We start from the raw sequence: 16,319 nt of genomic DNA, 5'->3' as shown, positions 1-16,319 counted from the left end.
GAGAATGGGTGATGCAAATTCAATACGAACAGTTAGATTATCAAAAACAGGCGATTGACAGTATTGTGGATTTATTTCAAGGCGAAATCACACATCATCAAGATGATTTTAGCTTGTCGGATAAAGACAATATGCGTGTCATTGCCAATGAATTATCATTATCCAAAGATGATATTTTTGATAATTTAAAAAATATCCAAACGCAAAATCAGCTTTCTTTGTCTGATAAATTGGATAATTTGTATTTTAGCGTAGAAATGGAAACAGGTACGGGAAAAACATTTGTTTATTTAAATACTATTTTTGAGCTTTATCAACGCTATGGCTGGCGAAAATTTATCATTGTTGTGCCAAGTGTTGCCATTCGTGAAGGTGTATTGCAAACTTTAAATAGCACAAAAGGCCATTTTAAAGATGAATTTAATTCGCCGATTTATCATTATGGCGAATATAGCGGACGCAAAACAAACTTGTTAAAACATTTTGCGACAAGTACACATATCGAAATTTTGGTGATGAATATTCAATCTTTTGAAAAAGAAAGCAATATCATCAATCAACAGCGAGAAAATGGCGTATTGATGGAGTTAATCCAAGCAACGAGTCCAATCGTTATTATTGATGAACCACAAAATATCAGCAGTGATAAACGCAAAAATGCCATTGATAATTTAAATCCATTATTCACGGTCGGTTATTCAGCAACGCATAAAGAAATTATCAATAAAGTATACAGCCTAAATCCTCTACAAGCATTTGAAAAGAATTTGGTAAAACAAATCGTGGTCAATTCTGTGGTGTCGCAGGATAAAAATAATGCCTTTATTGAATTAAAAGAAGTCGTTAATAAAGGCGGATTAAAAGCCAAAATACTTATTGATGTTAATGAAAATAAAGAATTAAAAAGAAAAGTTGTTACTGTAACAACCAATGACAAAAATAATGATTTATATAAACTATCAAAACAAAATCCCAATTATCAAGGATTTATTGTTAATGGTATTGATTTGGAAAATCAAAGCATCAGTTTTGCCAATAGCATCAATGTGAATGCTGGTGTAAATATGGACGCTTTAAAAGATGAAGTGATGAAAAAACAAATTCATTGTACCATTAAAGAACATTTAAAGCGTGAACGAGAATTGACGCCATTGGGCATTAAAGTCTTATCGCTGTTTTTTATTGACAAGGTAGAAAACTATCGCACCAATGCACAAGGCGAAATCGGTAAATTTTATCATTGGTTTGAAGAATTGTATGAATTAGAAACAGGGCAATCGGCACAAGGTGTGCATAATGGCTATTTTAGCCAAGACAAAAAAGGCAATGCCAAAAATAGTAACGGCACAACCAAAGATGATAATGATGCTTATGAATTGATTATGAGGGATAAAGAGCGGTTATTGTCGCTTGATGAGCCTGTGCGATTTATTTTTAGTCATTCGGCATTAAAAGAAGGTTGGGATAATCCCAATGTTTTTCAGATTTGTACTTTAAATGAAACCACATCTACCATTAAAAAACGCCAAGAAATTGGGCGTGGACTTCGTTTACCTGTCAATCAAAAAGGTGAGCGAATTTATGATGAACAGGTTAATATTTTGACCGTGATTCCCAATGAAAGTTATGAGCAATTTGCCAGCAGTCTACAGCAGGAATATATTGATGATTGTGGTGTTAAATTTGAAAAATCTAATATCAAAGACGCTAAAAATGAACGCACGGTAACTTATCGTTTTGATGCGTTTACCGACCCACTATTTTTACAAATTTGGGAGCGTGTTCGCCAAAAAACCAAATATCGTGTTGCATTTGATAGCGATGAATTGATTAAATTGGCAAGCCAAGCATTAAACAAAATGCCAGCCATTGCCAAACCAAAAATTGAAATTAAAAAAGCACGACTCATTCAAAATAGCGAAACAGGCGTACAGACAAAAGAGGTTTATTCTGATTACCAGTATTTGGACAAAAAAATTGCCATACCTGATATTTTAAAGGCATTGCAAGAAAAAACAGGTCTAACCCGCCAAACTTTGGTAGAGATTTTAAAGCAATCTGGCAGAATTGATGAGATTAAAAATAACCCACAACGCTTTATTGAAATTGTGGCAGAAATCATCAATAATGAACTGTACGATTTGATGAAAAACGGCATTTATTATCAAAAATTGGATGAAATGTATGAACAAAATCTGTTTGAGACTTATCAAATTTATACCAATCAATACACTTTTGATGTAAATAAAAAGGATAAAACCATTTATAATGGCGTGCTGGATTTGGATTCAACCACTGAGCATCAATTCGCCACAAATTGTGAAAATTATGATGAGCAAGTGGCGTTTTATTTTAAATTACCCAAAAAATTTAAAATTCCAACACCGATAGGCAACTATAACCCAGATTGGGCGGTTGTCATCAATAAAAATGGCGAGCAGGTTTATTTTATCGCTGAGACCAAAAATACAGGCGATAAATCCATTCAAGATGGGGTGGTGGTTGATAAATTGAAGTGGGAAGAGCGGTTTAAGATTGCTTGTGCCAAACGATTTTTTGAAATAAATGATGAAGTAGGCTATCAAGTGGTGCAAAAAGTTAATGAATTGACCGAAAATAATAAGGTATACCCCACTCTCAACTAACACACCACAACAAGCAGGGTGCTTGAAATAAAAACAACATAGCCCAATCCAATGTTTCACCACAAAACAGTCTAGGAGTAAGCTATGTCGTATGATGATTTTATCATTGTTGTCTATCTTTTGGTAGAGGCTTTGTATCAAAATATTGTAACCAAACCTCTAAGAAGCAAAGGCTTTTTGCCTGCCTTGTCTGACACAGAAATCATCACCATGGAGCTTGTGGGTGAAAGTTTAGGTTTTGACACTGACAAGGAGATTTGGGCTTACTTTAAAAACTGCTATCAACACTATTTCCCCAAATTAGGCTCATACCCAAACTTTGCCAAACACTGTGCCAACTTGGTTTGGGTTAAAGACAAAATGATGAAGGTACTTGGCTCTTTGTGTATTCTTGACAATCAAGACAGCCGTCCCACTAAGCCTTATTTGATTGACAGCTTTCCTTTGCCTGTCTGTGTCTATCAAAGAGCAAAAAGACACAAATCTTTTAAGGGGGTTGGGAGCTTTGGTTATTGTGCCAGTAAGAGCGAACACTACTTTGGGTTTAAAGCCCATTTACTCACAAACCAAGACGGTCAAGTGATTGCTTACACATTAACACCTGCCAATACAGATGACAGACAGGTAGTGTTTGAGTTGACACAGTCCTTGCAAGGAGGGCAAGCCAGTTTGGTCTTTGGGGATAAGGGTTATTTATCCAAAGCATTACAAGAGGAACTTGCTAAGTTGGGGGTTGATCTACAAACACCTCTTAGGGATAATATGAAAGAGGATAGAGGTCAAGGTTTTGTGTCTTATCTTAAACGAACAAGAAAAACCATTGAAACCGTCATCTCTCAATTATCACAAAGATTTAATGTTCAAACCACCAAGGCAAGAGACTTGTGGCATCTGTCCAACCGTTTTATTAGAAAACTCTTAGCTCACAATCTTTGTGTACAAATCAACAAACAACTTGGCAATCCACCCTTAAGGTTTGAGATGATTTTAAGTTGAGAGTGGGGTAAGGTATATTAAATGATGCAAATATGCTAAAATAAAGCATTTTTTACTTTTAGGATGTAGCCATGCCAACTTTTGAACAACACCGCCAAGCCCTACTTTGCAATGATGGCCAGTCAATCGCTGATTATGAACGTGCGATGACGGACGCTGTCAAAGCGGTAACGGCATGGCTTAAAAACGACAAAATGTACACAGGCGGTAGCATTAAAGAGCTACGCTCACAAATCGCCTTTAACCCTGCCAAAGACGGCTTGGGCGTGGATAAGGCGTTGGAGCGGTTGGTGGAGCTGTTTTTAAACAAAAGTTTGAAAGTTCATCACCCACATTCGCTCGCTCATTTGCATTGTCCCACGATGGTAACTTCACAAATTGCCGAAGTGCTGATTAACGCCACCAATCAGTCCATGGACTCGTGGGACCAGTCGCCAGCAGGCTCGCTGATGGAAGTACAGCTCATTGACTGGCTACGCCAAAAGGTCGGCTATGGGGCAGGGCAGGCAGGCGTGTTCACATCAGGCGGTACGCAGTCCAATTTGATGGGCGTGCTATTAGCAAGAGACTGGGCAATTGCGAAGCACTGGAAAAATGCAGACGGCAAAGAATGGTCGGTACAAAAAGACGGCATTCCAGCAGACGCCATGCAAGCAGTCAAAGTGATTTGCTCAGAGAATGCTCATTTTAGCGTGCAAAAAAACATGGCAATGATGGGCATGGGCTTTCAATCTGTCGTTACCGTGCCTGTGGACGATAATGCCAAGATGGATACAGATGCCCTTGCCAAAACCATGGCAGATTTAAAAGCAGATGGCAAAATCGTGGCGTGCGTGGTGGCAACAGCAGGGACAACGGACGCAGGGGCGATTGATGACATCAAAGCCATTCGCAAGCTGTGTGATGACTTTGGGGCGTGGCTGCATATTGATGCGGCATGGGGCGGAGCATTGATTTTATCCAATGAATACCGTGATATGCTTGACGGCATTGAGTTATCCGACTCGATCACGCTTGATTTTCATAAGCATTTTTTCCAAAGCATCTCATGCGGTGCGTTTTTATTAAAAGACGAACAAAACTACCGCTTTATGCACTATGAAGCAGAATATCTAAACTCAGCTTATGATGAAGAACACGGCGTGCCAAATTTGGTGTCAAAGTCTTTGCAAACCACTCGCCGATTTGATGCGTTAAAGCTGTGGATGACCATTGAAGCTCTGGGTGAAGAGTTGTATGGCTCAATGATTGACCATGGCGTGAAATTAACTCGTCAAGTGGCGGATTATATTAAAGCAACGGACGGTTTGGAGTTGCTTATTGAACCGCAATTTGCCAGCGTGCTGTTTCGTGTTGTGCCAGATGGCTATCCTGATGAGTTTATTGATAGTCTAAATCAAAACGTGGCGGACGAGCTGTTTGCCCGAGGGGAAGCCAACATCGGCGTTACTCGGGTGATTAATAGTCGTCAAAATGTACAGTCATTAAAGATGACGACATTAAGCCCAATCGCCACACTTGAAAACGTGCAAGCCTTATTATCACAGGTATTGGCGGAAGCAGAACGCATCAAAGACGACATCAAAAACGGCACTTACACGCCACCGATTGATTGATTTGGCGTAAAATAAAAAACCGTCCAAAGTGATGTTGGGCGGTTTTTTGATATGATGATTGAAATAGTTAATTGTCAAACTGATTTAAGATACTTTCTAATTCATTGACATCACACCTGTTTTTGTTTTCTGCATAATACTGGCGAAGTTGTGGTATGGTATCGGCATTGACGGGCTGTTTTTTTATGAAAAATATCTATCGGCACGAAGATTTTTACAGGTTTGGGGTCATCTGGGTTGATGTGTTTGCTAAAATCACGCTGATTTAAGACATGGATAATTAATTTGGTTTCATTAGGGGTTAGGGTGTATGGAGAAGCAACATCAGTTTCTTCACGGATAATTTTCCCTGTTTCATCAAGCCAAAGATGGCTCATTAAATGTATTTTTGCACGCATTAAAATATTTCATCTCAATGTCATAGCACCGTTCATTAGATGAACTAAGATGTAGCGTGAGTTGGTTGGGGTGTGAGTAATTAGAAGGATTTGCCAATGCTGTGCTTGTCATCATTAGACAAAGTAATAGTAATCGTTTCATAATTTGCACCGAGATTTTTTTTTGTAAGTATATACGACTTGAAAAACCATTGCAATAAAATAAACCAATCCGTTTTTATCTTTAAGAAGAGGAAATCATTATGCCAACCATTTATATTGGCACAGGTGGGTATAGCGATACCGATTTGATTGGTTCGTTGTACCCACACGGTGCAAAGGCAAGCGAGTTTTTGCACCACTATGCCAATCATTATGATTGTGTGGAAATTAACGCAAGTTTTCACGCCTCCATTGGGCAAAAGACCTTATTGGGTATGCTAAACAAAGCGGATGGACGACTTAAATTTAGCCTAAAACTGCACCAAGATTTTAGCCACAATTTTACCGCCACCGCCAAAACCGCCCAAGCGTTTTTAAACATTCTTACACCTTTGCAAGGTTATCTTGCCCCCTTATTATTGCAATTTCCCCACAGCTTTGAGCGAAATTTTGCCAATCGTCAATATTTGGGCGAAGTGGTAAAATGGTTTGACGGTTATCCGCTTGCCATAGAGTTTCGCCACCCCAGCTGGCACATCAATCCTGTGTTTGATTATTTTGCCAAATTATCCCATATTATTTGGGTAAATGCCGATTATCCAAAAAACATCGGACTACCCAATACGCCATTTTGGGTGAACACTCGCACCGCCTATTATCGCCTGCACGGTCATAATAAAAACTGGTGGGACGAAAATTCTGCCAAAGACCGCCATAATTATCGTTATAGCGATGATGAGCTTGACAAAATCGCTGATGAGATTTTTGGTTATCGTGCCAATTTTGATGAGCTTTTTATTTATTTTCAAAATACGACCAACGCCCATTCTTTTTATAATATTATGATGTTAAAAGAAAAATTGTCCGCTTATGGTTTTGTGGTAAAAACGCCAACATCGAGTGGGCAAGGGGCGTTGTTTTAGGAAATGGATTGTAGGGTTCTATATAGAATTAACAAAAAACCGATTAAGATAAGGTTCTTAATCGGTTTGTTTATATTTACTACTCACTTGGCTTCCAGTGTTTATGACCGCAGTTACTGCATTTGTAATTTTTGTTACAAATCCATTCTGTGATTTCATTTTGAAAAGCCAATAAGGCAACACCGCCAGTCATAATGGCAATCACACAATAGGCATTGCAAAACCTGTCCCAGCGAAAAATAGGTAACCCAAGCCCAGTAACCACCAAGAGGCATAGCCCCACCGATGATTTTGATAAACAATTTTGTGTTAACGGTTTCTTTTTTTCCGCACGAAGTACATTGAATTTTTATTTGTGATGACCTATACAAATTTTGTAGACAGATATATACTACGATATTCGTAGTAAAAAATCAAGAAAAATATACGAAATTCGTAACTTTTAATTTAGAGCATAAGTTATGAATTTACAAGAAACTTTTACCAAACGCTTTAAGCAAGCAAGAAAAGCCAAAAATCTAACCCAAGAGAAATTGGGTGTTATGATTGGTTTAGATGAATTTGTGGCAAGCTCACGCATCAATCGTTATGAAAAAGGTGTGCATTTGCCTGACTTGACCACATTAAACAACATTGCCACTGTCTTAGAAGTAACGCCTGCTTATTTTTTTTGCTGATGATGAGTTAGCACAGATGATTTTGGCATACAAAAAAGCTGATAATTAAGTCTAAATTATCAGCTTTTGGCTTGGCTTATTTTACATCTTCATCTAATACCGTCTCTTCGGTAGATTTCCAGTTATAGGCACCGTAGAGAATCATTTGCATTTGGCGAGTGCAATGCAACAGCATGGCTTCTTTGGCTTGTTCTAAATCGCTATCAACAGGCTTGGCCTCTTCATCGTCTTCAAGCTCGGGGGTGTAGGTCAAATCTAGCCAGTCGATAATCCATGAAAAACTTAGGTTTACCCCAATCTCGGCAAGCAAATAACGATCACTTTGGCTGACGTGTTCAAAGGCAGGTTGTAGGGCTAGGTCTTCGCTCATGACCTTGGCGAAAGTTTTGATTTGTTCGCTGATGGCACGGCGAACCGCTTCTGAACCACCAAAACGCTCGGCGGCGATGAATTGCCAGTAGCGTGGCTGAGCGTCCACCGCTTTAAAAAACAGTTGTACGCTTTTGGCGATTTGGCGTTCAAAGGTGCGTTTTTTGCCAAACTGCATATGTTCACGCAAGGTTGATAGAGCATCACCCAGCTCGTCTTCTACCAATGATTTGCCCAGCTCTTCCATGTCATCAAAATGACGATAAAAAGCGGTCGGCACCACGCCCACTTCACGGGTTACCTGACGTAGGCTGATAGAGCTAAACGCTTGCCCCATCATGCATAGGTCAAGCACGGCATTATAGAAGGCTTGACGGGTTTGGCGTTTTTTCTCTTCACGGGTTAGGGCTTTGGCTTCTTTGGTTTTGTCGGTCGTGGTCATAAGACACCTTTTGGGTATTGATTGATAAATGATGGTAAAAGACAAATAAAAACGACCAAAATCCCAAAGTTTGTAGATTTTGGTGAATTACTGTTTATTATGTAGAAAAATCTCAAAAATTGCAAGGCTTTTGGTGTGAATGGATATTTAAATGAATATCAATCAAATCTACCAAACAATTTTTGATGTTGGCGTACATTATAACACATTTTTTTGATTAAAAAAGTGCATAAGTACACTAACGGCAACATCATGGTGACTGTCGGCACGAAGCTTAGTGGTGGTGCGAGTAAGTTTGGCGATTTGTTCGCTAGGATTTGCCAGTGCGTCCAAAGCATGACGGGCGATGTTGTCGGCATTTGCGTCATCTTGAATGAGCTCTGGTAAGATCGCTTGCCCTGTTTGATTATAGGCTAGGATGTTGGGCAAGGAGACATAAGGGATTTTGACCAGTCGCTTGGCGATGGTGTAGGTTAGGACATTGACTTTATATACCACGACCATCGGGCGGTGCAGTAGCAGAGCTTCTAGGGTTGCCGTGCCTGATGCTAAGATGGTCAGCTCACAGGCATTCATCACATTTTGAGACAGTGAGAGCGTGGTTGGCAGTCGCCCTGCTTGGTCATCTTTGGCGTGATGAATGTTATCGGCGACATTTTTGGCGGTTTGAGTAAAGATGATGTGGCATTTGTCCAATAAATGTCCTGCTTGCTCTTTGATGAGCGATTTGACCAGATGGGCGTGTTCATGACTCACCACAGGCAGGATAAAGGCGTGGTCGCCTGCCTTGTCCAGCTTATCCATTGCCCCAATCAGCAAGGGCAAAATAGCGTTAATCTCACTGGTACGAGAACCTGCCATCACACAAATGGGGCGAGCAGGGCTATGTTGCAGGCGAGCAAGCTCAGGAAATAGCGGGCTATAATCGCTCAAAAATTCATCATAAATCTCACGCCCTGACCGCTCATCAGCCTGTATCTTGTCAAGCAAGGGATGTCCCACGCACACCGCAGAGTGTCCATGTTTGTCATAGACTGCCGTTTCAAAAGGGAATAAACACAGCACCAAATCGGTGGCGGATTTGATGCCAAAAATCCGCCCTTCACGCCACGCCCACACACTTGGGCTGACGTATTGCACACAAAAAATGGGCTTGATGACCGATTTTTGTTTGAGGCTTTTGGCAAGGCGTAAATTAAAATCAGGAGCGTCAATGCCTACAAAAATATCAATGCCAATGGATAAAAACTCATCTAAAATCTCTTTTTTGGCGAGCAATAAATCCGGCAAATGCTTGACGACTTCACCGATGCCCATGACCGATAGGTGAGTCATGTCGATGAGCGAGTCAAGTCCCACCTTGGTCATCAGCTCACCGCCCACACCAACCCAGCGAATGCTCGGATAAATGGCGTTCATCTTTGCCATAAAATCCGCCCCCAATGCATCGCCCGACACTTCCCCTGCGACAATGCCAATGGTTAGGGGCTTGTCGGTGGGCAAGGTGGACAAATCAAAGGGGGGTATGGCGTGTGTCATGATGTCTCGTGGGTTTGTGAGTGATTTTAAAAAATTAGCGTTCTAGATACTGGATTTTGCCTGCCACGCCGTCCCATTTTTCATGGTCGGGTAGGGCGTCTTTTTTCTCGGTGATGTTCGCCCATTCGGCAGAGAGCTCTTCATTGATTTTGATAAATTCTTCTTGACCTGATGGCACTTCATCTTCGGAGAAAATGGCGTTGGCAGGGCATTCAGGTTCGCACAAAGCACAGTCAATGCACTCATCAGGATTGATGACCAAAAAGTTTGGACCTTCATAAAAACAGTCCACAGGGCAAACCTCAACGCAGTCGGTGTATTTGCAAAGAATGCAGTTATCGGTTACTACAAATGTCATGGCGGTACCTTATTATTGGGATTGCAGATGTTGGATTGGCTTGACAAAATGACAAAATTTGTCTTGATTCTGAATAAGGCATGAAAAATCACGCCCAAAAAACAGGGTATATTTTATCCTTTTTAACAAATTTTCTCAAACCAAAGCTGATGATTTATTATGCCAAAATAGAAAATATTTGTTAAAAAACAGCAAAAAGTTGTAAACAGTAAAAGTGATTATTATTACAATGGGTAAAATAGGCAGGGTTGATAAATAATAAGAATGATTGATGATTGTTAAGTTTTATTAGGGCGTGCCTGCCTTTTGTATTTGCAATGAAAAACAAGATTTAGCCATTTTTCATGCAAAAGCGATTAGTTTTTTCTAAAATATCTCTATATTGTAAATAGTGTTATAAAGGGCAGGCAGGTCCTATAAATCTTCATCATAAAAAAGCAAGGCGAAAACCTTGCTTTTATTTTTAGTTTTTAAATTAAACCGCTTTGCCTTGTTGGGCGGATTTTGCCACACGGTAGCATTCTTCGATGTGGTCAAAGGTTATTTTTTTAAAAATCATATAACCAATTGTCCCTGCGACAATCTGACCGCCTAGGGGTACATATTTGGCGACTTGTTTGCCGATGATACGCCCGCCGAAGCCTTGCACGGTTTTATTGACGATACCACGTGTGGCGACCAGTCCGCCCACGGCAAGCACTTTGTCTTTGATGTTTTTCTCACGAGCTTCGGCGGTGTCTTTGTCTTCTAGGCCAAAACGCTCAGTGATTTGGGGGAGTAGTTTAGTGAGCATACCAACATCCACCGCCACGTCCAAAAATGGCACAGGAACGATGGCAACGCCTGCTGAGATTTTGGCACGAGATTTGGCAAGCTCTTGACATTCACGGCGGATTTGTTCTAGGTTAAGTCCGTTTACGTTTTTGGCGATTAGGGTGCTTTTACCAAGGTCGCTAAGGTTCATGAATTACTCCAAATTGATTTGTAAAATGTAAAGTATGGACAAATCATACCACAGTATGCAGATGGCATTGTAATAAAGTTGCTAATAAAATGTATCATCGTGTAAATTTTGGGCAATGATTTAGGGTAAGTTAGGGTAAGTTTTTCGGTAAAACTGTGCTAAAATAACCACAAAGATAAATGCAAAAGAAAAAGAGAGTAAGTAATGAGTACACAAAATCACCAAGACGATGACAGTCCTTTTGATAACCACCCATCGCCAAACCTGCCCAAACCCGCCCAAGTGACAAGCACGCAAAAATTTGCCAATGCCAATTTGTCGCACCTAACCAACACGAGTGTGCAGGACTTTGAGCGTGCCTTTGATAAAGTCGGGCGGTTTACCCCTAAGCACCTGACACTTACTCCACGTCATCAAGGCGATGTGCCTGATGAGCTAACGGCGATGTTTGGTGAGACACTCGGGCGATTGCTTGTGTCACGGCAGATAGGCAGTATTGATGAGATGGACATGTCTGTGGCAAAGCTTTTGCCTGCGAGTGATTTATTGGGGCTGGATGTGGGGGCGGACATCATCAGTCGTGCCATTGATGAGAACAAACGCATACTTATCGTGGGCGATTTTGACTGTGATGGAGCGACATCGACCACGCTCATGGTGCGATGTTTGCGTGAGATGGGGGCGGATGTGCAGTTTTTGGTGCCTGACCGCTTTAAATTTGGTTATGGGCTGACCCCCCAAATCGTGGAGCATGGAGCAGAAGAATTTGACCCCAAACTCATCATCACGGTGGATAATGGGATATCGAGCCATGATGGCGTTGCCAAAGCGGACGAGCTGGGCATTGATGTCGTCATTACCGACCATCATTTGACGACCAGTAGCTCGCCCAAGGCAAGTGCGGTCATCAACCCCAACCAAGTTGGCTGTGAGTTCGGCAGTAAGTGGCTCGTGGGCGTGGGCGTGGCGTTCTATGTCATGGGACGTGTCGCCAAAATCCGTCGTGAGATGGGTAAATCGACTACGCAAGTCGCCAAATATCTTGACCTTGTGGCATTAGGGACGATTGCGGATGTCGGTCATCTTGACCAAAATAACCGCATTTTGGTAACCCATGGGCTTAACGCCATTCGAGAGGGGCGGTGCTGTGTGGGGATTTTGGCACTCTTGGAGCAGGCGGGGCGAGACGTGCGTAAGATTACGGCAGATGATTTTGGTTTTGCCATTGCCCCACGCATTAACGCCGCAGGGCGTATGGATAATATGCGAACAGGGGTGGAGTGCCTGCTGACCGATGATTTTGGAGAAGCACACCGTTTGGCGATAGAGCTGAACCGTCTTAATCACTCACGCCGTGCCATAGAAATACAAATGCGTGATGAAGCCAGCAGTATCATTGATGGGCTACATTTATCTGATGAATCCGATGATAAGCCCAAATGTGTCGCCAAAGCCATTTGTCTGTATCAAGACAACTGGCACCAAGGCGTGATTGGTATCGTGGCAGGGCGTATCAAAGAGCAGTTGTACCGTCCAACCATTGTCTTTGCCCCTGCCGATGCTGACAAAGTGTGCGATGATGACCTAATCAAAGGCTCGGGGCGGTCTATTGCAGGTGTGCATATCCGTGATGCCATTGAGACGGTGGCGATGGCAAATCCTGAGCTGATTTTGCATTTTGGTGGTCATGCGATGGCGGCAGGCTTGACCATTCATAAGCGAGATTTTGAGCGGTTTAAGGCAGAATTTTTAAAAGTGGTGGACGGCTTTGATGTTGAGCTGTTTAGTAAATTAAAGTACACCGATGGCGTGCTGACCCCGCCTGATTTTAGTCTAGCCTTTGTCCATGCCCTAAAAAATGTCAGCGTGTGGGGCAACGGCTTTTTGCCCCCTGCCTTTGATGGGGTCTTTGAAGTGGTTAATTTTCGCATTTTAAAAGACAAGCATTTAAAGCTGACGTTGCGAGCCGATGGCGTGCAGTATCCGATAGATGCCATTTGGTTTAATTATGACGTGGACGAATGGGATTATCGGGCAAGTGCGGTGCATATTTTGTTTACCTTGGACATTAACGAGTGGCAGGGTAATCAGAGTTTGCAGCTGATTATCAAGGATTTGGCGGTGTGTGCGATTGATTAGATAACATAAAAGCCGATATTGATTATCGGCTTTTGCTTTATTTGCCCTTAGCGTCCGCCCAGATGATTTTGTGCAGTTGTAATTGAAAACGCACGGGCAAACCGTCCGCCAAAATCCACTCGGCAAGCTCTACCGCCAGATTTGGCACGTCTGATTTACGCTCGTCTATATTAAACATGGGCGAAAACCACACCACACCACATTTTTTGTCAAGCTCGTATTTTTGCAAAACGCCTTTTGCCCAATCATAATCGGCACGGTCAGCGATGACGATTTTGATTTGGTCATGGGGAGTTAGATAATCTAAATTTTCCCACAGATTTTTACCCACTTCGCCCGATGATGGACTTTTTAAATCCATGACTTTTGACACCGCTATTGGCACGTCCTTGACCGACAATGCCCCTGCTGTTTCTAATGAAATCTCATAGCCGTTATCAAGGAGCAATTTCATCAAGGCAATGGCATTGGGCTGGGCAAGCGGTTCTCCCCCTGTTAGGCAAATGCGTTTGCAGGGGTACTCTTTGATATGCTCCAAAATCGTATCAAGTCCCCAACGCTCGCCCCCTGCAAATGAATAAGTTGTATCGCAATAGACACAGCGAAGCGGACAACCTGTTAGACGAATAAAAATGGTCGGCAAACCCATTGCCAAGGCCTCGCCCTGCAAGGAATAAAAAATTTCAGTAAGTTTTAGCCCTGCGGACGGGTCGGTGGTGGGGATTTGGGTGTTTCTAAGTTGAATGGATTTGGGGGTGGATTGGGATTGGCTGTTGGCTGACATAGGGATAATAATGATTGAAAAACTCACTATTTTAGCAGATTTTTGGCAAAATTTTGGGAAAATTATAATATTGAAAATATCAACATTAAGAATACACCAATTTAAATTCATCAGGCAAATAAAAAGGCGGGTGCGTGCCATAGGTTAGGTTAAGTGTAATAAAACCCAATATTTTAAGCCTAAATCTTAATTTTGTGGTAATTTTAAAGTTATTTTGGCATACAATTAAAGTTATTGGTTTTTCCTTGTTAAAATTTAAACCATTTTAACAGATTTTAAGGATATTTAAAAATCAAAAATGAGAATTTATATGTAGAAAATTGGTATTGTATTTCGATCTACTAGCTTAATAAATACAATAGGATTGATAATTTTAAAAGAAAATTGTTGGCTTTACCTTTAGTTTTAATCAGAAAAATGATAAACAAAAATCTACTAATAATAGTAAACAAAATTCTATCATTAAAATGTCTGATAAACAGCGTCTAATGTTTGCCAAAAAAACTGGCAAATTTACCAGAGTTAGGCAATTATGCCCCTGTCGGGGCAAGTGCCGATGATTATGCAAACAAAATCGCTGATGAACTGTTAGACCCCACTAAATCCGAGTTTTATAAACCTTTTTTGGATTTGGTGGGGTTTAAACATTAATTTTTTGACTAATAATATAAATTAGCAAGATTAAGCCTATAATGATAAGAAAACAATCTAGTAGACCTAATTTTTTGTACCATAAATATGATTTAATAATATTTATTAGAATACCCAATAGTAATGCAAAAGCTATTATCATGGTGTACCTACAAAACAATTGTACCATCCAAGAGTAACCCCTGACGCTCCTGCAATGCCAAGAACTTTTTCTATTATATAACCTATGAGTTTGTCCGATAAACTTTTTGGAAGGGGTAATTGTGTTATCATAGCAGCCACTCCTCCAATAAAACAGTTCTTCTCAAAATCTGTCTTATTAATCATAACATCTAACATTGTCAATGTGGCTGATAATGTGCTTAATAGAATTGGAAATAAAGATAACCAAGCTAAAGCACCTATTTCTGGGGCAAGAACTGTTACAGAAACAAAACTTAATACCATTATAGATATGACTAAATAAGTGAATAACATTCCTTGAGCAAAAGCAATCCCCCCATTCGCCCCACCGTCAATAAGATAAGCCCCTGAGCCAGTGTGTGGGTCAATGATAATATAACCAGACCCTTTCCAACCCTTATAGTTAATCGTCTTCTCAATTGCCATAGTACGACCCACCGACGCATTAACGGTATCCGTCATCACACCGCTAAAGAGAGATTGATCAGCTTTCATAGTACATTCAAATAAAAAATATTTATTCCCAATTGCAATCTTTTCAAGAAAAGACCATTTGCAACACACGAAAAAGGTGATTGTATTGGACTGTAAACAATCACCCATTAAATGATACAATAGTTTTTGGTGTTCGTCAGTCCGCTCTTAGAAAGTCATTAATCGAAGTTTTCGCTCTGGTTTGTGCGTCCACTTTTTTGACAATGACCGCACAGTAGAGTGAATGCGTGCCGTCTTTGCTTGGCAATGAACCTGATACCACCACCGAGCCTGCTGGCACACGTCCGTAGTGAATTTCACCTGTTTCACGGTCGTAGATTTTGGTGGATTGACCGATATACACACCCATTGAGATGACCGAGCCTTCTTCAACAATCACGCCTTCCACGATTTCACTTCTAGCACCGATAAAGCAGTTATCTTCAATGATGGTCGGGTTTGCTTGTAGGGGTTCTAGTACACCACCGATACCCACACCGCCTGATAGGTGGACGTTTTTGCCGATTTGGGCACATGAGCCAACGGTCGCCCAAGTATCCACCATGGTGCCTTCGTCCACAAACGCTCCGATATTCACATAGCTTGGCATCAAAATCACATTTTTGCCAATAAATGAGCCTTTACGAGCCACCGCAGGGGGAACGACACGCACACCTGCATTTTTGTAGTCTTCTTCTGTCCAGCCATTGAATTTGGTATCTACTTTGTCATAAAAACCAAGCTCGCCTGTATTCATGGGTTTGTTGTCATTGATTTTGAATGACAATAGTACGGCTTTTTTGACCCATTGATGAACCACCCATTCGCCGTCAATTTTTTCGGCAACACGAAGTGAGCCATTATCAAGACCTGCAAGCACTTCTTCAACGGCAGAACGCACGTCTGACGGGCAATCGGTCGCGCCGAAGTTAGCACGGTTGTCAAAGGCGGTTTCGATGATGTTTTGTAAAGACATAACAATTTCCTAAATGAAGTAAAAAACACTTTATTCTAGCACAA

Annotated in this window: 15 protein-coding genes; 7 read left to right on the top strand and 8 right to left on the bottom strand. The window is 41.2% G+C overall.

Features of this window, described 5'->3' with window-relative positions; all coding sequences use genetic code 11:
- Positions 1–11 precede the first annotated feature (11 nt).
- From LP107_RS11085 to LP107_RS11075, 3 genes are all read left to right on the top strand, one after another.
- A complete protein-coding gene (locus LP107_RS11085; protein ID WP_112741873.1) occupies positions 12–2,645 on the top strand; it encodes a restriction endonuclease in 2,634 nt (877 codons plus the stop codon).
- 84 nt (positions 2,646–2,729) lie between these two features.
- Positions 2,730–3,641, top strand: coding sequence for an IS982 family transposase (locus tag LP107_RS11080; RefSeq protein WP_264676122.1), 912 nt, complete (start codon positions 2,730–2,732; stop codon positions 3,639–3,641).
- A gap of 71 nt (positions 3,642–3,712) precedes the next feature.
- Positions 3,713–5,257: a pyridoxal phosphate-dependent decarboxylase family protein gene (locus tag LP107_RS11075; protein ID WP_078273819.1), complete on the top strand. Its 1,545-nt coding sequence runs from the start codon at positions 3,713–3,715 to the stop codon at positions 5,255–5,257.
- Positions 5,258–5,367: 110 nt separating this feature from the next.
- Here LP107_RS11075 and LP107_RS11070 read toward each other — a convergent pair whose 3' ends face one another.
- On the bottom strand, positions 5,368–5,634 hold the full coding sequence (locus tag LP107_RS11070; RefSeq protein WP_264676123.1) for a hypothetical protein: 267 nt from the start codon (positions 5,632–5,634) through the stop codon (positions 5,368–5,370).
- A 263-nt stretch (positions 5,635–5,897) separates the two neighbouring features.
- Between LP107_RS11070 and LP107_RS11065 the strand changes: the two genes are divergently transcribed.
- Both LP107_RS11065 and LP107_RS11060 read left to right on the top strand, forming a co-directional pair.
- Positions 5,898–6,719: a DUF72 domain-containing protein gene (locus tag LP107_RS11065; protein ID WP_112741874.1), complete on the top strand. Its 822-nt coding sequence runs from the start codon at positions 5,898–5,900 to the stop codon at positions 6,717–6,719.
- Positions 6,720–7,180: 461 nt separating this feature from the next.
- On the top strand, positions 7,181–7,396 hold the full coding sequence (locus LP107_RS11060) for a helix-turn-helix domain-containing protein (protein ID WP_208624075.1): 216 nt from the start codon (positions 7,181–7,183) through the stop codon (positions 7,394–7,396).
- 76 nt (positions 7,397–7,472) lie between these two features.
- Here LP107_RS11060 and LP107_RS11055 read toward each other — a convergent pair whose 3' ends face one another.
- The 4 genes from LP107_RS11055 to LP107_RS11040 form a co-directional block, all read right to left on the bottom strand.
- Positions 7,473–8,207: a TetR family transcriptional regulator gene (locus tag LP107_RS11055; protein ID WP_078273822.1), complete on the bottom strand. Its 735-nt coding sequence runs from the start codon at positions 8,205–8,207 to the stop codon at positions 7,473–7,475.
- A gap of 198 nt (positions 8,208–8,405) precedes the next feature.
- Complete coding sequence (locus LP107_RS11050) at positions 8,406–9,746, bottom strand: lipid-A-disaccharide synthase (protein ID WP_078273823.1); 1,341 nt, start codon at positions 9,744–9,746, stop codon at positions 8,406–8,408.
- Positions 9,747–9,780: 34 nt separating this feature from the next.
- Positions 9,781–10,104 (bottom strand): ferredoxin FdxA, encoded by a 324-nt coding sequence (gene fdxA, locus LP107_RS11045; protein WP_078273824.1) that lies wholly within the window; start codon positions 10,102–10,104, stop codon positions 9,781–9,783.
- Positions 10,105–10,579: 475 nt separating this feature from the next.
- On the bottom strand, positions 10,580–11,068 hold the full coding sequence (locus LP107_RS11040; RefSeq protein WP_112741875.1) for a hypothetical protein: 489 nt from the start codon (positions 11,066–11,068) through the stop codon (positions 10,580–10,582).
- A 444-nt stretch (positions 11,069–11,512) separates the two neighbouring features.
- Here LP107_RS11040 and recJ point away from each other — a divergent pair, with 444 nt between their 5' ends.
- Positions 11,513–13,207 carry a single-stranded-DNA-specific exonuclease RecJ gene (recJ, locus tag LP107_RS11035; protein ID WP_078273831.1) on the top strand — a complete coding sequence of 565 codons (1,695 nt, stop codon included), beginning with the start codon at positions 11,513–11,515 and terminating at the stop codon, positions 13,205–13,207.
- Between the two features lie 37 nt (positions 13,208–13,244).
- Here recJ and queE read toward each other — a convergent pair whose 3' ends face one another.
- Positions 13,245–13,991 carry a 7-carboxy-7-deazaguanine synthase QueE gene (gene queE, locus LP107_RS11030; RefSeq protein WP_078273826.1) on the bottom strand — a complete coding sequence of 249 codons (747 nt, stop codon included), beginning with the start codon at positions 13,989–13,991 and terminating at the stop codon, positions 13,245–13,247.
- 492 nt (positions 13,992–14,483) lie between these two features.
- On the opposite strand from queE, the gene LP107_RS11025 reads away from it, so the two are divergent.
- Complete coding sequence (locus LP107_RS11025) at positions 14,484–14,642, top strand: hypothetical protein (protein WP_158079632.1); 159 nt, start codon at positions 14,484–14,486, stop codon at positions 14,640–14,642.
- A gap of 138 nt (positions 14,643–14,780) precedes the next feature.
- On the opposite strand, the gene LP107_RS11020 is transcribed toward LP107_RS11025, so the two are convergent.
- Entirely contained in the window at positions 14,781–15,320 is a 540-nt protein-coding gene (locus tag LP107_RS11020) for a hypothetical protein (protein ID WP_208624076.1), read from the bottom strand.
- Positions 15,321–15,456: 136 nt separating this feature from the next.
- Positions 15,457–16,275 carry a 2,3,4,5-tetrahydropyridine-2,6-dicarboxylate N-succinyltransferase gene (gene dapD / locus LP107_RS11015; RefSeq protein WP_112741876.1) on the bottom strand — a complete coding sequence of 273 codons (819 nt, stop codon included), beginning with the start codon at positions 16,273–16,275 and terminating at the stop codon, positions 15,457–15,459.
- Positions 16,276–16,319: the final 44 nt, after the last annotated feature.

The sequence above is a fragment of the Moraxella bovis genome, from assembly GCF_025985205.1.
GTDB classification, from domain to species: domain Bacteria; phylum Pseudomonadota; class Gammaproteobacteria; order Pseudomonadales; family Moraxellaceae; genus Moraxella; species Moraxella bovis.
Note: the sequence above shows the minus strand (reverse complement) of the source record. Positions and strands in the feature narration are given on the sequence as shown.